The organism is Leifsonia sp. PS1209, assembly GCF_012317045.1.
GTDB lineage: Bacteria > Actinomycetota > Actinomycetes > Actinomycetales > Microbacteriaceae > Leifsonia.
In genome coordinates this window covers 3,248,734-3,269,182 of the sequence record NZ_CP051154.1, presented here as the reverse complement: position 1 = coordinate 3,269,182, position 20,449 = coordinate 3,248,734, and the positions used below count along the sequence as shown (strand labels likewise).

Annotated in this window: 19 protein-coding genes; 8 read left to right on the top strand and 11 right to left on the bottom strand. The window is 68.9% G+C overall.

Going from position 1 to position 20,449, the window contains the following annotated elements; all coding sequences use genetic code 11:
* Nucleotides 1-22: 22 nt before the first annotated feature.
* On the bottom strand, nt 23-1,147 hold the full coding sequence (locus tag HF024_RS15545; RefSeq protein WP_247597451.1) for a LacI family DNA-binding transcriptional regulator: 1,125 nt from the start codon (nt 1,145-1,147) through the stop codon (nt 23-25).
* Nucleotides 1,148-1,402: 255 nt separating this feature from the next.
* Between HF024_RS15545 and HF024_RS15540 the strand changes: the two genes are divergently transcribed.
* From HF024_RS15540 to HF024_RS15520, 5 genes are all read left to right on the top strand, one after another.
* Nucleotides 1,403-2,770, top strand: a complete 1,368-nt coding sequence (locus HF024_RS15540; RefSeq protein WP_085368930.1) for a sugar ABC transporter substrate-binding protein — start codon at nt 1,403-1,405, stop codon at nt 2,768-2,770.
* Between the two features lie 4 nt (nt 2,771-2,774).
* Nucleotides 2,775-3,698, top strand: a complete 924-nt coding sequence (locus HF024_RS15535) for a sugar ABC transporter permease (protein WP_210723966.1) — start codon at nt 2,775-2,777, stop codon at nt 3,696-3,698.
* Complete coding sequence (locus HF024_RS15530; RefSeq protein ID WP_210723965.1) at nt 3,695-4,591, top strand: carbohydrate ABC transporter permease; 897 nt, start codon at nt 3,695-3,697, stop codon at nt 4,589-4,591. Before HF024_RS15535 ends, HF024_RS15530 begins: the two co-directional genes overlap by 4 nt.
* Before the next feature lie 36 nt (nt 4,592-4,627).
* The gene (locus tag HF024_RS15525) at nt 4,628-5,662 is read left to right on the top strand and encodes a DUF2804 domain-containing protein (protein WP_168690129.1); all 1,035 of its coding nucleotides are present in this window, start codon (nt 4,628-4,630) and stop codon (nt 5,660-5,662) included.
* 167 nt (nt 5,663-5,829) lie between these two features.
* Nucleotides 5,830-6,156, top strand: a complete 327-nt coding sequence (locus HF024_RS15520) for a hypothetical protein (protein WP_143465700.1) — start codon at nt 5,830-5,832, stop codon at nt 6,154-6,156.
* A gap of 3 nt (nt 6,157-6,159) precedes the next feature.
* On the opposite strand, the gene HF024_RS15515 is transcribed toward HF024_RS15520, so the two are convergent.
* From HF024_RS15515 to HF024_RS15490, 6 genes are all read right to left on the bottom strand, one after another.
* Nucleotides 6,160-7,173: a DUF2804 domain-containing protein gene (locus HF024_RS15515; RefSeq protein WP_247597145.1), complete on the bottom strand. Its 1,014-nt coding sequence runs from the start codon at nt 7,171-7,173 to the stop codon at nt 6,160-6,162.
* Nucleotides 7,145-8,968: a sugar-binding domain-containing protein gene (locus HF024_RS15510; RefSeq protein ID WP_168690128.1), complete on the bottom strand. Its 1,824-nt coding sequence runs from the start codon at nt 8,966-8,968 to the stop codon at nt 7,145-7,147. Before HF024_RS15510 ends, HF024_RS15515 begins: the two co-directional genes overlap by 29 nt.
* On the bottom strand, nt 8,965-10,281 hold the full coding sequence (locus HF024_RS15505) for an MFS transporter (RefSeq protein WP_168690127.1): 1,317 nt from the start codon (nt 10,279-10,281) through the stop codon (nt 8,965-8,967). The genes HF024_RS15510 and HF024_RS15505 overlap by 4 nt, the downstream gene beginning before the upstream one ends.
* A gap of 106 nt (nt 10,282-10,387) precedes the next feature.
* A complete protein-coding gene (locus HF024_RS15500; RefSeq protein ID WP_168690126.1) occupies nt 10,388-11,167 on the bottom strand; it encodes an SDR family oxidoreductase in 780 nt (259 codons plus the stop codon).
* The gene (locus HF024_RS15495) at nt 11,164-11,721 is read right to left on the bottom strand and encodes a MarR family transcriptional regulator (protein ID WP_168690125.1); all 558 of its coding nucleotides are present in this window, start codon (nt 11,719-11,721) and stop codon (nt 11,164-11,166) included. Before HF024_RS15495 ends, HF024_RS15500 begins: the two co-directional genes overlap by 4 nt.
* Nucleotides 11,722-11,797: 76 nt before the next feature.
* On the bottom strand, nt 11,798-12,088 hold the full coding sequence (locus HF024_RS15490; RefSeq protein WP_168690124.1) for a hypothetical protein: 291 nt from the start codon (nt 12,086-12,088) through the stop codon (nt 11,798-11,800).
* A 221-nt stretch (nt 12,089-12,309) separates the two neighbouring features.
* On the opposite strand from HF024_RS15490, the gene HF024_RS15485 reads away from it, so the two are divergent.
* From HF024_RS15485 to HF024_RS15475, 3 genes are read left to right on the top strand one after another with little or no spacing between them, the layout of a single operon-like run.
* Entirely contained in the window at nt 12,310-14,028 is a 1,719-nt protein-coding gene (locus HF024_RS15485) for an IlvD/Edd family dehydratase (protein ID WP_281727838.1), read from the top strand.
* Nucleotides 14,025-14,909, top strand: a complete 885-nt coding sequence (locus HF024_RS15480; RefSeq protein WP_247597144.1) for a fumarylacetoacetate hydrolase family protein — start codon at nt 14,025-14,027, stop codon at nt 14,907-14,909. The genes HF024_RS15485 and HF024_RS15480 overlap by 4 nt, the downstream gene beginning before the upstream one ends.
* Nucleotides 14,906-16,363, top strand: a complete 1,458-nt coding sequence (locus HF024_RS15475; RefSeq protein WP_168690122.1) for an aldehyde dehydrogenase (NADP(+)) — start codon at nt 14,906-14,908, stop codon at nt 16,361-16,363. Before HF024_RS15480 ends, HF024_RS15475 begins: the two co-directional genes overlap by 4 nt.
* Before the next feature lies 1 nt (nt 16,364).
* Here HF024_RS15475 and HF024_RS15470 read toward each other — a convergent pair whose 3' ends face one another.
* The 4 genes from HF024_RS15470 to HF024_RS15455 form a co-directional block, all read right to left on the bottom strand.
* The gene (locus HF024_RS15470) at nt 16,365-17,228 is read right to left on the bottom strand and encodes an SMP-30/gluconolactonase/LRE family protein (RefSeq protein ID WP_168690121.1); all 864 of its coding nucleotides are present in this window, start codon (nt 17,226-17,228) and stop codon (nt 16,365-16,367) included.
* A gap of 99 nt (nt 17,229-17,327) precedes the next feature.
* On the bottom strand, nt 17,328-18,158 hold the full coding sequence (locus HF024_RS15465; RefSeq protein WP_247597143.1) for a carbohydrate ABC transporter permease: 831 nt from the start codon (nt 18,156-18,158) through the stop codon (nt 17,328-17,330).
* Nucleotides 18,155-19,117 (bottom strand): sugar ABC transporter permease, encoded by a 963-nt coding sequence (locus HF024_RS15460; protein ID WP_168690120.1) that lies wholly within the window; start codon nt 19,115-19,117, stop codon nt 18,155-18,157. Before HF024_RS15460 ends, HF024_RS15465 begins: the two co-directional genes overlap by 4 nt.
* A gap of 6 nt (nt 19,118-19,123) precedes the next feature.
* A complete protein-coding gene (locus HF024_RS15455; RefSeq protein ID WP_247597142.1) occupies nt 19,124-20,437 on the bottom strand; it encodes an extracellular solute-binding protein in 1,314 nt (437 codons plus the stop codon).
* Between the last annotated feature and the right edge of the window lie 12 nt (nt 20,438-20,449).

The following is a 20,449-nucleotide window of genomic DNA, read 5'->3' as shown; positions in this document are numbered from 1 at the left end:
GTGGAAATATTTGTGGAGCCGCTCAGCCGACCGCGGTGGACTCCCTGCGCACGAGGCTGTACGGCGCGTGGTCGGTGCGCGGCTCGGCCTCCGGCTCGTCGAGGCGCCGCAACATGGCGACGATCGCCAGCCGGGCGATCTCGTGCAGGTCGGGGGAGATGGTGGTCAGCGACGGGGCGGAGAACGCGGCCTCCGCGGTGTTGTCCCAGCCGACCACCGCGATGTCGCCCGGCACGGAGATGCCCGCCTCGCGGAACGCCCGCAACGCGCCGATGGCGAGAAGGTCGTTGGCGCACACCAGCCCGTCCAGGCCGCCGAGGGGGTTGGATGCGCCACCCGCGCCACCCGCGCCACCCGCGCCACCAGCACCCAGCCGCTCGATCAACTCCTTCGTGCGCTCGTAGCCTTCCTCGCGCGAGTAGTCGCCGTCCGGGCTCGACTGGTCCCAGCGCGACACGGTGACGATGTGTGCCGGGTCTGCGGTGAGTCCCGCTTCGTCGAGGGCTTTCTGGAAGCCCCGGATGCGGAGGTCGGCCGGGGCCGCGCCGATCGTTCCGACTTTCACGTTTCCGAGGAAGCCGAGGGCGCGCCTGCCGCTTTCGATGAGGCACATCGTCGCGTCGTAGCTGGAGCGGACGTTGTCGACGACGACGCTGTCGATCCTCTCGCTGCGGAAGCGCTCGCCGAGGAGGACCAGCGGGGTCGAGCCGCGCTCCGCCTCGAAGCGTTCGAGGTCGATCGAGAGCGGGCTGAACAGGATCCCGTCGGTGAGGATCGTGCGGAATCCGGCCGCCACGCGCAGCTCCCGCTCGAGCAGGCCCCTGGTCTCGTCGATCACCACGTCGTAGCCGAACCGTTCCGCCTCGGTGACGACGGCGTGGGCGAGCTGGGCGAAGTACGGGTGGGAGACGAACGGCACGGACAGGGTGAGCAGGTTGCTCCGTCCGCTGCGCAGTTGCCTGGCCGCCAGCTGCGGGCGGTAGCCGATCTCGGCGATCGCCGCTTCGACCTTCGTGCGGGTCGCCTCGCTGATGTACTTGTGCCCGTTGACGACGTTCGAGACCGTGCGGTACGAGACGCCGGCGAGCGCGGCCACGTCTTTGATCGTGGGTGCTCCCGATCGTCGGCCCGGTGTCTGCTCGTCCATACTGGTCACGGTCACATCGTAGGGGAGCAGATTGTTGCAACGTTGACACATTTGCATGTTTCCACGTTGCAATATTTTGGAATGTCTGCTTGAGTGTCTCTGCAGAGCAGCTCGCCACACCCCCGGCGCCAGCTCTCCGGCATTCACATTCCGGCCGGAGCACCGTTTCGCACACCACATCGAGGCACCCCCTCCTCGAAGCGCCCAGCGGCCACCGACCACGAACATCCATTCAACGACGAGGAGATGATCTGTATGACAGCAGGCACCCAACGGCGGCCGAAACGGCTGCTGGCAGTCGCAGGAGCTGCGGCACTCAGCCTGATCGCACTCACCGCGTGCACCGGGACCAGCGAAGCGCCCGCCGCGGACGGCGGAGGCATCGGAACGGCCAAGAAGCACGTCAAGATCACGATGATGTCGAACGACGCGTTCGCACAGCAGTGGCAGGACCAGCTGGTCCCCGAGTTCAACAAAGAGTTCCCGTACATCGACGTCACCATCGACGCCGTGCCGTACACCGAACTGCTCGCGAAGGGCCTGCTCAACGGCACGGATCCCGAGCCCCAGTACGACCTCATCACGCTCGACGACCCGTGGACGCCGCAGCTGGCGAACGCCGGGGTGCTGCTCGACCTCAAGAACGACGCGAAGCAGTGGACGGACAAGGCGTACGACTGGGCCGACTTCAACGCGGCGCCCCTCGCATCCAGTGAGTGGGACGGCAAGCAGTACGGCGTCCCGCTGCGCTCCAACATGCTGCTGATGTTCTACAACAAGGCGCTGTACGCGAAGGCCGGTCTCGCAGAGCCCACCCCCGAGCTCACCTGGGACCAGTACCTGAAGGAGGCTCCGTCACTGGTGCAGGACACCGACGGAGACGGCAAGGTCGACTCGTGGGCCGTCGGGCTCACCTGGATGCGCGGAGTGCTCTCCCCGCCGGTCTGGCAGGCCGTCCTCAACTCCAACGGAGGCGCTCTGTTCGACAAGAACATGAAGCCGACGTTCGACACTAAGGAAGGCGCTGCCGCGCTGCAAACGCAGGTCGACCTGCTCAAGTACGCGCCTCCCGGAGCGACGAACTACAACTACACCGAGCCTCTGGATGCGTTCCGCCAGGGCAAGGTCGCCTCCATCTTCACCTGGGGCAGCGCGTACAAGAGCGCCGCCGTCGACCCGGCCGTCACGAAGCTGACGCCGGACCAGGTGGGCATCCAGACGATGCCGGCCGGTTCGGACGGGCCGAGCACGCACCGCGGCATCTGGAGCGGTTCGGTCTTCAAGAACTCCACGCACCCGGAGGCGGCCTGGACGTTCCTGCAGTGGATGACGTCGAAGAAGGGCGAGGTCTGGACGACCAACACCCTCGGGTCGTTCCCCGCCCGCAAGTCGACGCTCGCGACCACTCCCGAGCAGGCGTGGCTCTCCCCGGTCTTCACGACCATCCAGAGCGCGTACGACGTGGCGGAGAAGGGCCAGATGTGGCGGCCCCGCAGCCCGGAGTCGAACGCGATCCAGGAGGTCCTCGCCGACCAGACGAGTGCAGCCGTCCAAGGCCAGGCGTCGTCGGAGGACGCGCTGAAGAAGGCCACGGATCAGATCAACAAACTCCTGAAGAAGTAGGAACATGACGGTCGAACTCACGAGACAGCGTGTGGACCGCGCTCGTCGCGTCTCGCGGATGCGGGACATCTTCAGCAGATGGACGTTCATGCTGCCGGCAACGGTGCTCCTCGCCGCTGTCCTCGCATATCCATTGCTCTACACGCTGCAGATCAGCTTCTCGAAGTTCGACCTCGCAACGTTCTCACCGACCGAATGGGTCGGTCTCGAGAACTACACGGCCGCACTGCAGAACGAGACGTTCCAGAACTCCCTGGTCGTCACCGGCATCTACCTGGTGCTCGCTCTTCCGCTGCAGATCGTGCTCGGTTTCGGGATCGCCTATCTGATGAACGCCGAGTGGAGAGGGCGTGGCATCGTCCGCGCCCTCTTCCTCATCCCGATGGTCGTGGCCCCCGTCGTCTCCGGCGGGATCTGGAAGATGATCCTCGACCCGCTCTGGGGTGTGGTCGGCTGGTTCCTCGGCCTGTTCGGGATCCCGCCGATCGACTGGTTCGGCAACGCGACCATGTCGATGATCAGCGTGGTTCTCATCGACACCTGGCGCTCCGTGCCGTTCGTCGCCCTGATCGCCGCCGCCGCGCTGCTCGCGCTGCCGAAGGACGTGTTCGAGGCGGCCAAGGTGGACGGGGCCAACTGGTGGCAGACGCTCAAATCGGTCAGCCTCCCCATGCTGGGCCCGATCATCGCCGCGACCTTCGTGGTGCGCTGGCTGGGTGCGGTGAAGATGTTCGACATCATCCTCGCGACCACGAACGGCGGCCCGGGGGAGGCGACGAACGTCGTCAACCTCTTCATCTATCAACAGGCGTTCCGATTGCTCAAGTTCAGCGAGTCGTCGGCGATGGCGGTGATCGTGCTCGTCATCACGATGATCCTCACGTTCGTGTTCCTGCTGGGCAGCAAGAAACTGGAGGACAGACTGTGACCACGATCACCAGGGACAGGGAGAGTCTCAGGGAGCAGACGAAGCAGCCCAAGACCTCCGCCATCGTCCGGCGACGCCGCAGCGAGCGGGCCCGCATCTGGTCGGGCGTCATCATCTGCGCGCTCTTCCTGCTGCCGCTGCTTTGGATGCTCCTCACCTCGTTCAAGCAGCAGAGGGACATCTTCACCACCCCGCCGACGATCTTCTTCGATCCGACGCTCAACCAGTACGTGCAGGCGTTCGTGCAGGGCGGCCTCGGCCCGAAGATGATCAACACGATCATCGTGGCGGGCGGTGCGGGCATCCTGTCGCTGGTCGCCGGAGCGATGGCCGGCTACGCGCTGTCCCGCCTGAAGATCAAGGGCGCAGCCACGATCGGCGTGCTGATCCTCGCCTCCCGCGGTGTTCCGCCGATCGCCCTGGCCGTGCCGATGTTCCTCGTGGCCCGCACGCTCGGGATCACGGACACGCACATCACGCTCATCCTCGCGTACTGCTCGTTCGTCATCCCGTACGTGATGTGGCTGATGCGCGGGTTCTTCCTCGCGCTGCCGAAGGAGCTGGAGGAGTCGGCCATGATCGACGGCTGCTCCCGGATGGGCGCCTTCTTCCGGATCATCGTGCCGATCTCCGCACCCGGACTCATCTCCACCTTCATCTTCAGCATCATCCTGGCCTGGGAGGAGCTCCTCTTCGCCCTGGTGCTGACCAATCGCAAGGCCACGACGCTCCCCGTCGCCATCGCCGGGATGGCGGGCGACACCGAGCACGGCGCCAACTGGGGAGCGCTGTCCGCAGCAGGCATGCTCACGGTCGTGCCCGTCGTGATCCTCGCCCTCCTCGTCCAGAAGTGGCTGATCCGCGGCCTCGCCGACGGCGCCACGAAGGGCTGATCCCATGAACGACGACAGACAGAAAGGCCGGAACGAGTGAGGCTACCTCTCAAACAGGTGGAGCCCGGTGGCGAGAGCGTCATCGAGCGCGAGATCACCGAGACGACGGAGCTGTGCCTCCCATCGGGCAAGCTGAACCCGGCGGCGGTCGGCTGGACGCGCAGGGCGCTGCACAGGACGGGGTTGCCGGGCTGGGGGCGCAACAAGCGCTTCGAGTACTGGGCCATCGTCACGCCGACGTCGATCGTCACGATGAACATCTCGCACCACGACTACCGCGCGAACGTCTCCGTCACCCACCTCGATCGCGCCACGTACACCGAGATCCGGCAGGGCGGGAACACCTGGTTCCCCGGAGCAGGCGGGATGCGCGACGAGACCAACCGCGAGCCGATGGAGGCAAGCCGCAACGACGTGCTGGTCAGGATGACGCCGCGCGGGGTGAACACCGTGCTGCACGCCGAGTCTGCGCGCATCTCGGTCGACCTGCGCATCATCGGCGAACCGGATCACGAGTCGATGGGCGTCGTCGTCCCGTGGAGCGACCGCGTCTTCCAGTACACGAAGAAGGACAACTGCCTGCGCGCGCAGGGCGTGATCGTCGTGGACGGCGTCACCCACCACATCGAGCCGGACGAGTCGTACGCCGTGCACGACCGCGGTCGTGGCCGCTGGCCGTACTTCACCTTCTGGAACTGGGGAGCAGGCAACGGCCTGAGCGCGGACGGGCGGGAGCTCGGCCTGCAGTTCGGCGGCAAGTGGACGGACGGAACGCCGTCGACCGAGAACTGGATCCGCGTCGACGGCCGCCTGCACAAGATCAGCTCGCACCTCGACTGGCGCTACGACCCGACGGCGTGGCTGCGGCCCTGGACCCTCACCGGTCCCGGCGTGGAGGTCACCTTCACCCCGGAGCACCACTCCCGGCACGTGTTCGACCGCTGGATCGTGATGAGCAGGGCGGACAGCTGTTTCGGCCACTACTCCGGGCGGATCACGCTCGAGACCGGCGAGGTCGTCCAGTTCGCGGATGTCTTCGGCCACGTCGAGGAGGTCGAACGCCGCTGGTGACGCACCTCACCCGGGCCTCCGGGCCCGTACAGACCGCTCCGGACGCCACTGCGTAGGTCCACTACCGCAGCCGGAGCCGAGCGGGGCGCTGTACCGATATGCGGCGCCCCGCTCACCACAGCACCACCTTCACAGCACCACCACCCGCACCGATCGGAGACCGCACCATGTCAGTGAAGACCACGCGCCAGACTCCCGCCGTGCTCCGCGTCAGCGACGCAGCGCTCGCCATCGCCTCTCCCCGCTCCGGCGACGACCAGGGCGGATGCTCGGCCTGGCTGAGCGGGCCGGCCGGTTCCGGCACCGCCCGCATCCTGCGCCTGGAGGGCGACGCCCCGCATCCGGACATGATCGTGGTCGACTACGCGTCGTCCGGCGGCCTGCACAGCAGGACCTGGGTGCTGCACAGCGTGATCGGCGAGCTCGGCGTCTTCACGCTGCTCGCCGAGTCTCCGACGTCGTTCCCGGCCAGGGCGCACGCGCTCATCGGCTGAGCGTCACCAGCGGTTGCGCACGTCTTCCGCCCAGCCGAGCAGCCCGTCGATCCGGATGCGCCCCTCCGCGGTGTCGGCCCACCCGGAGTAGTGGCCGAAGCACTGGTGGCCGCGGCTGCCGAAGACGCCCAATTCCGTCGAGCTGGTGTGGTCCCAGAACGGCACGAAGGTCACGTCGACGCTGCTGCCGTGGATGCGCCACGGCGCCAGCCAGTCCCGTTCGTCGTATGCCCAGTCGAGCTCTTCGCTGATCTTGTGCAGCACGCCGTCGACGAGCACGCCGTTCTCCGTGGAGCCCGTCCCGTCCGTCCACCTCCCGCCGAGCTGCAGGCCGATCGTCCTCCCGTCGACCACACCGGATGCCGCGCCCCAGTTCCACCGCATCCGGTACGGCCAGCGCCCTCTGCCGTGGTCGAGCACGGCCCAGCTCTCGCCGGACGGCAGCTCCACGCGCGTGCCGTCGATGTCCAGCCAGCCGGTGGCGGGGCGCGCGACGTCTTTGACCGTGTACTGGAAGCGCTTGTGCGACCAGGGGACGACGACGGCGAGCACCTCGTGTCCGTCCGGACGCTCGGCGGTGATGTCGAAGGCGACGCCGGGTGCTGTTCCCCGCAGGCGCGTGCCGCCCGGCAGCTCGTCGATGTCGATGGAGAGCGAGCGGGTGCGCGCCCTGGCCGACGACGCGCCCAGCCGGGGAGGGAGGGTCGCGCTCCCGGCGAGGGGGGAGACGGCTCCGCGTTCGACGGTCGCGCCCGACCGGATGTCGTGGACCATGATCCCGTGCACCGCCGCGTAGTCGAGCGACGAGACGGTGAGAGACACGATGTGCGTCGGCGTCGTGACGGCCCAGTACTCCCAGCGCTTGTTGCGGCCCCAGACGGTGCGGCCGTCGATGCCGGACGTGTCGTGCAGCGGTGTGCGCGACCAGCCGACCGAGCGGCGGTCGAGCCGCCCATCCGCGAGGCAGAGCGACACGGGCTCCGTCAGCTCACGCTCGACGATTCTGCGACCCATCATGGACTCCTTCGTGTGCCGGCGGATTCGGTGGGGCGACGAGCGCGAACCGCGCGGCCAGCTCCCGGATGATCGTGCGGACGGTGTCCGCGTCGGCCTTCAGCACGGTCCGGTCGGCGGTGAGGAGGCCGTTCAGCTCGTCCTCGACATCGGCGAGCTGCGTGTACACGATCCCGGACAGCCCCTCCGCGATGGCGGGAAGCACCTCGTTCCTGTGCAGTGCGGCGAACGCATCCGTGAACGCGGAGACGGACGGGAGTCTGCGATAGCCGAACTCGCGGTCGCTGAACGCGTGCCCCGCGAGGCGGAGGCTGTACCCGCCGTACTCGGACACGACGACGGCGCGCCCGTCGCGGCCCCAGCTCCTGGACGGCCGGATGCGGCGGAAGTAGACGTGCAGGCTGCGCAGGTCGCCGCCGCCCTGGTCGTGCCAGCCGCTCGCGTGGTCGATGACCCTGTCCTGGTCGAGCGACCGGATGCGCTCCACGGCGTCGAGGGCGTCGAACTGCCCCCAGCCCTCGTTGAACGGCACCCAGGCCACCACGCTCGGCACGCTCTTCAGCAGCGTGACGGTCTCGGCGAGCTCGCGCTGGAACTCCTCGCGCCCCGCGGCATCCTGCCTGCCGAAGACGCGATGCCGCCGGTCGTCGATGCGCACGGGCAGCAGAACCGGTGCGGTGATGACCGCCGGGTTGTACCGGCGGCCGCCGTTCACCATGTCCTGCCACACGAGCATCCCGAGCCTGTCGCAGTGGTGGTACCAGCGCAGCGACTCGACCTTGATGTGCTTGCGCAGCATCGTGAAGCCGAGCTCCTTCATGCTCTGGATGTCGTGGATGAGCGCGTCGTCGGAGGGTGCGGTGAGCAGGCCGTCCGGCCAGTAGCCCTGGTCGAGGACGCCGGCGTGGAAGTACGGGCGGCCGTTGAGGAGCAGTCGGGGCATGCCGTTCCCGTCGCGCTCGACGCCGACGGAGCGCATCCCGACGTAGCTGGTGACGCTGTCGCTGCCGAGTCGCACCTCGAGGTCGTAGAGGTACGGATCCTCCGGGCTCCACGCACGCACGTCGTCGACGGGGAGGGTGATCGGCTCGCCCGGCCTGCCGCTGCCGCTCGACACCACCGCGCCATCGGCGGTCAGGACGACCGTGGCCTCGGTGGTCGTCGAGGCGGCGCTGCCGATCACGGTCACCTCGACCGTGGCGTCCGCGAGCAGCGGCCGGATGTCGAGCCGCTGCACGTGCACCGCCGGCACGGACTCCAGCCAGACCGTCTGCCAGATCCCGGACTGCGCGGTGTACCAGATGCCCCCGCGGCGCAGCGCCTGCTTGCCGCGGGAACGGTGGCTCGTGTCGCTGACGTCGACCACGTCGACGGTCAGCACGTGCTCGGCCTCGTCGGACAGAGCGGAACCGAGGTCGATGCAGAACGGCAGGAACCCGCCGGAGTGCCCGCCCACCCGAACGCCGTCGAGGTACACGACGCAGTCCTGGTCGACGGCCCCGAAGTGCAGCAGCACCCTGTCCTCCGCGAACCCGCTCGGGATGCGCACCGTGCGCCGGTACCAGAGGTGCCGTCCAGGAAGCAGCTGCCGCCCGACGCCGGAGAGCTCCGCCTCCGGGGAGAACGGCACGAGGATGTCGCCGTCCCAGTCCACCGGATGCTCTGCGCTGTCGGTGATCGCGTACTCCCACCGGCCGTTGAGGTTGAGGTAGCTGTCGCGCACGAGCTGCGGGCGCGGGTACTCCTGCAGCACGGCATCCCGGTCGAGGGAGTCGGCCCACGGCGTCCTCAGACTCACGAGCGGCCCCACTTCGCGCGCACGGCGACGAGCACGGGAACGAGCACGAGCACCACGGCCGCCGTCGCGAAGATCTCCGGACCGGGCACCGGCTGCACGACGCCGAGCGAGGTGTACGTGTTCGCCGCACCGGAGATGACAGCGGCGCCGAGGAACGGACCGGCGATCATCGGGATCATCACCGCGAGGATCATCCGGATGCCCTGCACGGCGCCCGCACGGTCGGCCGGGGTGTGGTCGCGGGTCATCGCGGAGACCGTCGCCAGTGACGCCATCATGCCCGCCATCATCACCGTGGCCGCCGCGATGACCAGCGGCAGGTCGCGCGCGAAGGTCATGGCGATCAGGCCGACAGCGAAGACGCCGACGGCGGGGAGCAGGAATCTGGCCTTGCCCACCCTGTCCATCACGCGGCCGGCGACGATGCTCAGCGCGGACGCCAGGATCAGGACGATCCCGAGGGCGAGCGCGTACGACTCGATGCGGAGGTAGCGCTGCAGGTAGATGATGACGAAGGGCAGGAACACCTGAGTGCTCGTCCCGATGACGGCCCAGATCGCCAGCGTGAGATAGAGGGCCGGCTGTCGCCTGACCGTGCTCGGGCGCAGACCGTGCACCACTGCGCTCAGGATGTGCTCCCGCCTGGCCGGAACGCCGCGATCCCGGATGAGGAACCACGACAGCGCGCCCGTCGCGATGGTGACGATGCCGACCACGCCGAAGAACAGCTTCCAGTCTCCGGCGCGGGTGAGGCCGTCGAGCAGCCCGAACACCAGCAGCATGGCGATCAGCGGGAGCACGGCGAGCACGCCGTCGACCCTGCCCCGGTTGGCCGGAGCGGTGGAGTCTGTCACCCACGCGCTGAACGCGGCGTCGTTGGCGCCGGAGCCGAACGCGCTCATCACGCAGTCGAGCAGCACGATCGCGACGATGGCGCCGATGAGGGCGGCCCCGGTGGGAGCTTCAGCACCGGACGGGGCTCCGACGAATCCGAACGCGGCCGTGCAGATGCCCCAGGCGACGTAGCCGACGGCGATGAGCGCGCGGCGGCGACCCATCCGGTCGGACCAGGCTCCGACGAGCAGTGTGGCGACGGTCGCGGCGACCGCGCTCGACCCGACCAGGATGGCGATGACGTTGGGGTCGGGCGAGATGGTGTCGTACACGTACACGTTGAGGTACATGTTCTCGACGGTCCAGGCCAGCTGGCCGACCAGGCCGACGACGACGAGCGCCAGCCAGGTCCTGCCGCCGAGGACGGGACGGGTCGCGCGGGTTGCTGCGGGGGCTGCGGGTTCGGTTCGTGGACCCATCACATCCTCATCATCGAGAGTTGCAACGTGGAAATAACTATCCAGACCATAGCAACAAAAGCGGCCGCGAGCGGACATCCCTCCGCTCGCGGCCGTCCGGATCAGCTCACCAGGTGCTGTCACCGCGCACGGTGACTTCGTAGCCGCCGTCGACGAAGATCACCTGTCCGCACAGGTGCGAGTTCTGCTCGCCGGCGAGCCAGACCAGCAGCTCGGCGGCGACCTCGGGGCCGAACGGCCCGTTGAGGGGCATCGGCACCTGCTCGTTCAGACGGGCGCGGCCCTCCGGTGTGGCGACCAGCTCCGCGGTCATCGGGGTGAGAACGACGCCGGGGGCGATGGCGTTGAGCGGGATGCTCGCGCCCGCCCACTTCGGTGTCGCGGCGTTCCGGCGCAGCCAGCGGGCGAGCGCGCGCTTGCTGGACGAGTAGATCTGGTGCGCGGTGGCCGGGGACTCGGCGAGCACGGTGGCGCGGGCGAGCGCATCCTCCTCGGTGCCGTCGAGCAGCAGGTCGACCAGCGTTTCGTCGTGGCTCTGCAGCGAGGCCATCGACGCCACGGCCACGGCGCGGGGAGCGCTGGAGGCGGCGAGCAGCGGGCGCAGCCCGTCGAGCGTCCCGATGGCGCCGTAGTAGTTGACGGCTGCGGTGACGGGGATGCCGGCGCTCAGCCCGGCGACGGCGAGCACGCCGTCGAGCACTCCGCCGGAGAGCTCAGTCGCCTTCTCGACGAGCGTCGCGCGTCCCTCCGCGGTGGAGAGGTCGGCGGAGATGTCGGTGCCGGCGAGGTCGGCGCCGATCACGCGATGTCCGCCGGAGCGCAGGAGTTCGGCTGTCGACTTACCGATGCCGCTCGCGGCTCCGGTGACGAGGTAGGTGCGGGTCATTTCTCTTCTTTCTCGGGTGATGCGGGTGTGTCGGTCTGAGGCGGTCGTGCTGTGGTGGCTGCGGGGTCGGAGACGCCCGCAGCGTATGCGACGGCCTCGTCTCTGAAGCGCTGCAGGAGGCGGCGGAAGTCGTCGCGGTCGCGGTCCGGCCAGGTCTGAAGGAGGTCGGCCATCATGGCGTCGCCCGCGTCGACCAGGGCGTTCGCCGCAGCGGTGCCGTCCTCCGTCAGCCGGAGCAGTGTCGCGCGGGAGTCCTCCGGATCGTCGCGCTTCTCGACGAGGCCGTGCGCGCCGAGCCTGGCGCTCAGCTTCGAGATCGCCGATGCTCCGACGTGCAGTCGGGAGGCGAGGGTGGATGCGCGCTGCTCGCCGTCCCTGGCCAGCAGGGTGATGGCGACGATCGCCGTGGTGTCCAGCTCGACGCCGACCCGGCCGGCGAGACCCCGGATGAACGCGCCGGACGACCAGAGCGCGAAGACTTCGAGCAGCGCGGCGAGCTGGCCGGAGCGATAGGGCAGGCCGGGGGCCGTGCCGGGAACCTCATCCACTGCCATTGCCGCCGCCTCTCGAAATGCTGTCTTGAGGACAGTATATCCCTCTTTCCCGTTGGCGGGCCCGGGAGGCAACGGCCTAGACCAGTGTCTCCACCCGGATCAGCTCGGTGCGGGCCACGGCCTCGCGGTGCACGTGGGCCAGCGCCACCCGTCTCGGATCGGTCAGGTACGCCTGCAGCGCTGCGTCGTCCGGCAGCTGGATGACCTGCACCTCGAGCGGGGCGTCGCCGTCGCCGATGCGGCGCACCCGGCTGACCACCCGGCCTCCGTGCTCCGGCACGAGTGCGAGGACGGTGTCCTCGTAGCGGGAGAGGGCGTCGTCGTTGCCGTCGGATGCCCAGAGCAGGACGCACAGTTCAAGGGTCATCGGCACAGGATAGCCGCGCTCTGCGTCGGCGCGCTTGACACCTTCAGACCGCATCCCTAGCCTGAGAGCGCGACGAAACAAGTCGTAGATTTAACGAAAGTTTTCGCGAAAACGAGGTCAGAGCGGACGGGATCAGGGGCCCTCGGCTCCTGCGTCGGCGGATGGCCGAACGTGGAAAACTTTCGTAATCGGCACGCCGTAGGGCACATCAATCGAAGGAGATTCACTCGATGGTCCGATCACAGGGCTGGTACGGCGGCGACGGCCGCGACCCGTACATCCACCGGGCGTGGATGCGCAGAGGCGTGCCGGATCACGCGTTCGACGGGAGGCCGCAGATCGCCATCGCGAACACGGCGAGCGACCTGACGCCGTGCAACATGCACCTCAACGAGGTGGCCGAATACGTCAAGCAGGGAGTGTGGGAGGCGGGCGGCGTCCCGGTCAACGTGCCGATGGTGTCACTGGGGGAGACGCTGGTCAAGCCGACGGCGATGCTCTGGCGCAACCTGGCCGCGATGGCCACCGAGGAGATGCTGCGCGCCAACCCGATCGACGCCGCCGTGCTGCTCGGCGGCTGCGACAAGACGATCCCCGCTCTGCTGATGGGAGCGGCGTCGGTGGACATCCCCGCCGTCGTGCTGCCGGGTGGCCCGATGCTGAACGGCTACTTCCGCGGGGAGCGGATGGGGTGCGGCACCGGTGTCTGGCAGCTCTCAGAGGAGGTCAGGGCCGGCACCCTCAGCGAGGCGGAGTTCGAGGCGACGGACAAGAAGATGATCCGCAGCAAGGGGCACTGCAACACGATGGGCACCGCATCCACGATGGGGCTGATGGCCGAGGCGCTCGGCATGACCATCCCCGGCGTCGCGGGCACTCCGGCCGCGGACAGCCGCCTGCTCGAAGCCGCTCACGCGTCCGGCAGGCTCGCGGTGGAGCTCGCGCTGGAGGACCGCCGCATCTCGCAGGTCATCACGAAGGAGTCCTTCCACAACGCGATCGTCGCGCTCGCCGGGATCGGGGGATCCACCAACGCCGTCGTGCACCTGCTGGCGATCGCCGGGCGGCTGGGCATCGATCTCACCCTGGAGGACTTCGACAGGATCGGCGGCCAGGTGCCACTGCTCGTCAACCTGCAGCCGGCGGGCGCATACCTGATGGAGGACCTGTTCCGCGCCGGAGGCTTCCTCGCCGTGCTCGACCAGCTCACCGACCTGCTGGACCCCGCGGCGCAGACCGTCACCGGGCGTCCGCTCACCGACTACCTCGGCGGCAACCAGGTGTGGGACAGCGGCGTGATCACGCTCCGCGACGACCCGCTGCAGGACGACGCGGGCATCGCTGTCCTGCACGGCAATCTCGCCCCACGCGGCGCGATCATCAAGCCGGCCGCCGCGACCCCCGAGCTGCTGGTGCACACCGGGAAGGCCGTCGTCTTCGACTCCATCGAGGACGCCCACGCGCGCCTCGACGACCCGGACCTCGACGTCGATGCGGACTCCGTGCTCGTCCTCCGCGGCTGCGGGCCGAAGGGCTACCCCGGCATGCCGGAGGTGGGCAACATGCCCATCCCGCAGAAGCTGCTGAAGCAGGGCGTGCGCGACATGGTCAGGATCAGCGACGGACGTATGTCCGGAACGGCATACGGCACCGTCGTGCTGCACGTCGCCCCCGAGGCGGCCGCCGGCGGACCGCTCTCGCTCGTGCAGGACGGCGACCTGATCTCGCTCGACGTGCCGAACCGCCGCCTCGAACTCCTGGTCGACGAGGCGGAGCTGGCGGGCAGAACCGCCGCCCAGCGCGAGGTCGACGGTTTCGCGAGGGCAGACCGCGGCTGGCAGAAGCTGTACATCGAACACGTCCAAGGAGCAGACACCGGCGCCGACCTCGACTTCCTCGTCGGGTCGAGTGGCTCGGTGGTCACGAGGGAGTCCCATTGAGCACCGAGAACACCGCCACAGCCCGGGCGCACACGGCCATCGCCAGGGTGGAGGCCGGCAGCGAGATCGTCTGGGCGGTCCGCCACGGTGACGAGTACTCGCCGCTCGGCCTCACCCTGACCGAGCTGCTCCGGCTGCCTGCTCCGGATGCGCGCAGCGCCGTCGAGCGCGCATCCGGTGGCGGCATCGTGCCCACCAGGGTGCTCGCGCCTGTCGATCCGCAGCAGGAGGTCTGGGCCGCCGGTGTGACCTACCTGCGCAGCCGGGACGGCCGCATCGAGGAGGCGAGCGACGGGACACCGTACGACAAGGTCTACGCCGCCGAGCGCCCCGAACTGTTCTTCAAGGCGACGGGCGCGCGGGTGATCGGGACGGGAGGGAACGTCGGCGTCCGCGCGGATTCGCCCTGGAACGTGCCGGAGCCGGAGCTCGGCCTCGTGCTCGACGCCCACGGCGGGCTGTTCGGCTACGTGCCGGGTGACGACGCGTCGAGCCGGTCGATCGAGGGGGAGAACCTGCTCTACCTTCCGCAGGCCAAGGTGTACACCGCCGCCTGCGGGCTGGGTCCGGAGATCGTCCCGGCCTGGGAGGTGGCGGCGCCGTTCGCGATCGGTCTCGAGATCAGCCGGGGCGGCGAGACGGTCTTCAGCGGCTCTGCGTCGACCGATCAGATGGCGCGCACGCTCGACGACCTCGCCGACTGGCTGTTCCGGGGGCTGGACTTCCCCGACGGTGTGATCCTGCTGACCGGCACCGGCGTGGTGCCGGATGCGGACTTCACGCTGCTGCCCGGCGACGAGGTCGCCGTCGACATCACCGGGGTCGGGCGCCTGGTCAACGGGGTGTCGCTCGTCGGCACCCAGAAGGAGGGAACGCGATGACAGCATCGGACACGATCACCGTGGACGTCGAGACCGCCATGACGGACGCGGCAGCCGCCGCCCCGCAGCTGGCCCTCTCGGCGCCCGCCGCGCGGTCCGCCTGGCTGCGCGCCATCGCCGACCGGCTGGATGCCGACGCGGACGCCCTGGTCGACCTCGCCGGGCGCGAGAGCCACCTCACCACCCAGCGCCTCACCGGCGAACTGGTGCGCACCACCTTCCAGCTGCGCCTGTTCGCGCAGACGGTCGAGGACGGCCGCTACCTCGACGCGACCATCGACCACGCCGATCCGGACTGGCCGATGGGCGCCCGCCCCGACCTGCGCAGGGTGCTCCGCCCGATCGGGCCGGCTGCCGTCTACGCGGCGAGCAACTTCCCATTCGCCTTCTCCGTTGCCGGTGGAGACACCGCGGCGGCCATCGCGGCGGGAGCGCCGGTGGTCCTGAAGGCGCACCCCGCGCATCCGGAGCTCAGCCGGGCGGTCGCGGGGCACATTCTGGCTGCGCTGGACGAGGCGGGGGCACCCGGCGGAACGTTCGCGATCGTCGAGGGCAGGGAGGAGGGGCGCACGCTCGTGCTCGACCCGCGGCTCGCCGTCGCGACCTTCACCGGGTCGCTCTCCGGCGGGCGCGCGCTGTTCGACCTGGCAGCATCCCGGCCGGAGCCGATCCCGTTCTACGGCGAGCTCGGCAGCGTCAACCCTGTCTTCGTGACGCGGGCGGCCGCTGCGGCCCGGCCGGAGCGGATCGCCGACGGCTTCGCGGCGTCGATGACGCTCGGCGTCGGCCAGTTCTGCACGAAGCCGGGCGTCCTGTTCGTGCCGGAGTCGTCTGCGCTCCAGCAACTGGTGGTGGATGCGGTGCGCGCGAGCAACGGAGGCCCGATGCTCTCCGACACGATCCGCGACGGCTTCTACGGCAGCCTCGACCCGCTCGCCGGTCGCGACGGCGTCGACCTCCTCGCCGGGTCGGCCGAGCGCGGAGACCAGCCGACGCCGACGGTGTACGGCACAGACGTCGCGACCTTCCTCGCGCATCCGGAGGAGCTGCTGGAGGAGCACTTCGGGCCTGCCGCCCTGCTCGTCCGCTACGGCTCGGACGACGAGCTGCTCGCCGCCGCGCGCAGCCTGAACGGCCAGCTCACCGCGACGGTGCACGGCGAGGACGACGACAGCGTCGGCGACCTGATCGAGCTGCTCGCCGCGAAGGCGGGCCGCGTGCTCTGGAACGGCTGGCCGACCGGCGTGTCCGTGACGTACGCGCAGCAGCACGGCGGGCCGTACCCGGCGACGACGGCGCCGCACTTCACTTCGGTGGGCACCGCATCCATCGGGCGGTTCCTGCGGCCGGTCGCCTACCAGGACACTCCGGATGCTGCGCTGCCGCCCGCCCTGAAGGAGGCGAACCCGCTGGGCATCCCGCGCCTGGTGGACGGCACGATCCAGCTGCCCTGATTCAGCCGGCGTAGTCGGGGAGTGCGACGCCGCGCACCCCCGGCTGCGCGGCGAACACGGCCCCCGCCTGCGGCTCGGCGTCGTCCGGAAGGTGCTGCCTGGACGACGTGATGTAGAGGGTGTCCAGGTCGTGCCCACCGAAGGCGGCGGCGCTGGTGTTCGTGACGCCTGGCACGTCGAGCACCGCCGTCAGAGCTCCCGTCTGGTCGTAGCGTCGCACGGCGCCTCCTCCCCAGAAGGCCACCCAGAGTCCGCCGTCCGCGTCGATGGTCATGCCGTCCGGCGAGCCCGCGACGTCGTCGCCGATCGTCACGAGCGGGCGGCGATCGTGGAACGAGCCGTCGGCGCCGTCGTAGTCGAACACATCCACCCGCCTGGTGTCCGTGTCGACGTAGTAAGCGAGCGACCCGTCTGCGCTCCACTGCAGGCCGTTCGAGATGGTGGCACCGGTCAGGGCGACGGACGTCTTTCCGTCCGGTTCGAGCCGGTAGATGGCGGCGGCTCCGGGAGTCGCGTCGTAGGCCATCGAGCCGCAGAAGAACCGGCCGAACGGATCGCAGCCTCCCTCGTTGAGCCGGATGCCGGGGTCGGTCAGCACGTCGGGCAGGCGCCGGTCGAGGGAGAACTCCTCATCGAACAGCGAGAAGCCGTGCTCTGTCGCCACGATTAAACCGCCGGAGGCCCTGCGCCGGATCACCGCGGCGACAGGGCTGCCGACGTCGTAGCGCCGCGGGCGGTCGAACGACGCCAGGTCGACGACGGCGCCGGCGAGCATGTCGACCACGAGCAGGCGCTGCCCCACCCGGTCCCACGACGGCCCTTCCCCGTGCCAGGTGACCGGTGCCGTGACCTGTTCAGCCTTCACTGCCAGCCTCCATCCATGACCCACGTCTGCGCGGTGGCCGGCCGGGAGTCGTCGGCCGCCGGCCACAGCATCAGTCTGGCGACATCGGCGGAGTGGGGCTCAGCGACCCGCCAGCGACCCGCCGATGCCTCCGACGCTGAAGTAGCGGTTCAGGAAGGCGAAGATCAGGATGGGCGGCACCATCATCACGACCGCCACCGTCATCACCGGCCCCCAGTCCGTCGCGTTCTGCTGGAAGAAGGTCTGCAGGCCGATCGGCAGTGTGTAGTTCTGTTCGGAGCGGAGGAAGATCACCGCGACGAGGTAGTCGTTCCAGGAGAGCAGGAACGAGAAGATCGCCGTCGACAGGATGCCGGGGAGCGAGTTGCGGAGGACGATCCGGAGGAACCCGGTGAAAACCGAACAGCCGTCCATCCAGGCCGCCTCCTCGAGCGCCATCGGGATGGAGTCGAAGTACGCCGCCATCATCCAGGTCGCCACCGCCAGGGTGCCGCCCACGTACAGGATGATGATGCCGCCGAGGCTGTCCACCAGCCCCAGGTTCGCGAACAGGATGAACAGCGGGATGATCGAGGTGATCACCGGCAGCGACTGGATCACGAACAGGCCGAGCGAGTATCCGGAGACCAGGCGCCCGCGTCCGCGAGACAGGACGTATCCGGCAGGGGCGGCGACCACGATCGCGACGACGACGGTGATGAGAGCGACCAGGACGCTGTTGCCCAGCCAGGCGGCGACCCCGGTTTCCGAGAACACCGTCGCGTAGTTGTCGAGGGTGAGTCCCTGCGTGCTGCTGCCGAAGGCCGGCTGCAGGGAGAGGAAGATCACGGCGGCGAGCGGAACGAGCACGAGAGCGGCGATCAGGAGCAGGGCGGAGAACCGCAGCCACTGGATGCGCCCTCCTGTCGTCTCGGCGGTGGTGGTGCTCACGAGATGTCGACCTTTCGAATCCGTCGGTAGAGGAACACGGAGATCACGACGAGCACGAGCGTCATCAGGAAGGCGATGGCCACCCCCGGCCCGGTCTGGAAGTTCTGGAAGACCGTCGAATACGCGAGCACGACGAGCGTCTGCGTCGACTGCAGCGGGCCGCCCCCGGTGAGGAGGAAGACCGTGGGGAAGTCGTTGACGCAGAAGATGGTCATCAGGATCCAGCTGATGAAGGTGGAGCGCGAGATCATCGGCAGCGTGATGTGGCGGAACGTCTGCCAGGGCCCTGCGCCATCCACCCGGGACGCCTCATAGACGTTGGCGTCCACCGACGCGAGCGCCGAGCTCATCATCATCATCATGAACGGGAAGCTGATCCACACCTTGAAGATGCACACGGTGATCTGCGCGAGCGTCGGGTCGGCGAGGAACAGGGTGTCGCCGAGACCGAGCGCTTTGGTCAGCATCGGCAGGGGGCTCTGCGGCGTCGCGACGAGCCAGTTCCAGGACATCGCGGAGACGACGATCGGCACGACCCAGGGGAGCAGGAGCAGCACCTTGAAGATGCCGCCGCCCGGGGTGCGCGGCCGGAGCAGCAGGGCGAGCGCGAGTCCGATCGCCCAGCTGCCGAAGACGCCGACGATCGTGAAGACCACCGTGAACTGCGCCGCCCGCCAGAACTCGGGCGACTGCAGCACCGTGACGTAGTTGGCCAGGCCGACGAACTCGCCCGCGTCGATGAGGTCGCCGTTCCGCAGAGACTGCAGGGCGGCGTAGACCACGGGATAGGCGTTCAGCAGGACGAGCAGGATGAGCGAGGGGAGCGCGAACAGCAGCAGCGTCCAGGAGACGCTGAAGCGGCGGCGGGGACGTCCGGCGCCTGGCGGGCGGCCACGGCCGGACGAGCCGACCCCGCTGCGCGCCCTGTCGACGGATCGCCGCAGAGTTTCGGTGGACATCGCCACTCACTTCATCCCGGCGGTGATGGCCTTCTGCAGGGTGCTGAGCGCATCCTTCGGAGTGACCTTGAGCGAGAGGATGCTCTGCGCGAACGTCGACATGGCCGGGGTGCTGTCCACGAGGGCGACGTTGGGGAAGAGCGCGTCGTTCCCCGGGGCGGCCCACGTCTTGCAGACGGGCTGCCAGACATCGACCATCTTGGCCGCGTTCGCATCCGCGCGGAACTCCGGGGTCTCGGCGATCGAGCGCAGCACGGGGAGGCCGGCTCCGGTGCTCGTCGTCCAGAGCTGCTTCATGTTCTGGTAGTAGTAGGTCAGGAACGCCTCGGAGCCCTTCTGGCTGGGGGTGTTCTTGTACATCATGATGTTGTTCGGGAAGTAGAGCGCGCCCTTGGTGCCGTTCGCGCTGACCAGCGGGTCGCCGACTCTCATGTCGTCCTGGACCGTCCCGCCGAGGATCTGGGCGAGGGACGGCGCCTCGAACCCCATCGCGAACTTGTCGTTCTTCCACTGCGCCTGCGCGTTGCTGCTGGAGTAGCTCACGCTGCCGGGGTCCATGTAGCCCTTCTTCACCATTTCGACGATGAACTCGAGCGCCTGGATGTTCTGCGGCGTCACGCAGTTCGGCTTCTGGTCGTGGTCGAAGAGCCCTCCGCCGTTGTTGATCATCAGCCCGACGATGCCCTGCGCGCCGTTGCCCTGTGCGCCGGCCGCGATCCCGTAGCCGAAGATGCCGATCTTCTTGAGCGCCTCGCAGACGTCCAGGTACGACTGCCAGTCGGTGGGCGGCTCGACGCCGGCCTTCTCGAGCAGCGACTTGCGGTACCAGAGGGCGCGCATGTCGAGGTTGTACGGGAGGGCGACGTACCCGCGCGACGTCTTCATCGTGTCGAGGAGGCCGGGGAGGAAGTCGTCGTACATGCCGTTCGACTTCCACGACTCGAGCAGGTGGTCCGCGTACGCGATCCGGTTCTGCTGCGAGAACTGGAACGCCTGCGTTCCGCTTCCGCTGCTGACCGCCGGGCCCGTGTTGGATGCGACCGCCGAGGCGAACGTGGTGGTGAAGTTCGCCCACTGCACGGCCTGGTAGCTTGCGGAGGGGAGCCCGCTCTTCGGCTTGTATCCGAGGGTGATCTTCTTGTCGAGCGGAGTGAACTGGGTGTTCCCCCACGGCATGTTCCAGAACTTGATCGCTCCCGAACCACCTCCGCCTCCACCGGCCGGTGCGCACGCCGCGAGCGCGGCGAGAACGGCGACTCCTCCGGCGCCGGCGAGCAGTCCGCGGCGGGAGACCGTCAGGGGGGTGTCGAACCCGGGCATCGTCTTCTCCAT

Coding starts and splice junctions, on each gene's coding strand:
- HF024_RS15545 (WP_247597451.1), bottom strand. CDS start 1,147: ATGGACGAGCAGACACCGGGCCGACGATCGGGAGCACCCACGATCAAA.
- HF024_RS15540 (WP_085368930.1), top strand. CDS start 1,403: ATGACAGCAGGCACCCAACGGCGGCCGAAACGGCTGCTGGCAGTCGCA.
- HF024_RS15535 (WP_210723966.1), top strand. CDS start 2,775: ATGACGGTCGAACTCACGAGACAGCGTGTGGACCGCGCTCGTCGCGTC.
- HF024_RS15520 (WP_143465700.1), top strand. CDS start 5,830: ATGTCAGTGAAGACCACGCGCCAGACTCCCGCCGTGCTCCGCGTCAGC.
- HF024_RS15515 (WP_247597145.1), bottom strand. CDS start 7,173: ATGATGGGTCGCAGAATCGTCGAGCGTGAGCTGACGGAGCCCGTGTCG.
- HF024_RS15505 (WP_168690127.1), bottom strand. CDS start 10,281: ATGGGTCCACGAACCGAACCCGCAGCCCCCGCAGCAACCCGCGCGACC.
- HF024_RS15500 (WP_168690126.1), bottom strand. CDS start 11,167: ATGACCCGCACCTACCTCGTCACCGGAGCCGCGAGCGGCATCGGTAAG.
- HF024_RS15495 (WP_168690125.1), bottom strand. CDS start 11,721: ATGGCAGTGGATGAGGTTCCCGGCACGGCCCCCGGCCTGCCCTATCGC.
- HF024_RS15490 (WP_168690124.1), bottom strand. CDS start 12,088: ATGACCCTTGAACTGTGCGTCCTGCTCTGGGCATCCGACGGCAACGAC.
- HF024_RS15475 (WP_168690122.1), top strand. CDS start 14,906: ATGACAGCATCGGACACGATCACCGTGGACGTCGAGACCGCCATGACG.
- HF024_RS15460 (WP_168690120.1), bottom strand. CDS start 19,117: ATGTCCACCGAAACTCTGCGGCGATCCGTCGACAGGGCGCGCAGCGGG.
- HF024_RS15455 (WP_247597142.1), bottom strand. CDS start 20,437: ATGCCCGGGTTCGACACCCCCCTGACGGTCTCCCGCCGCGGACTGCTC.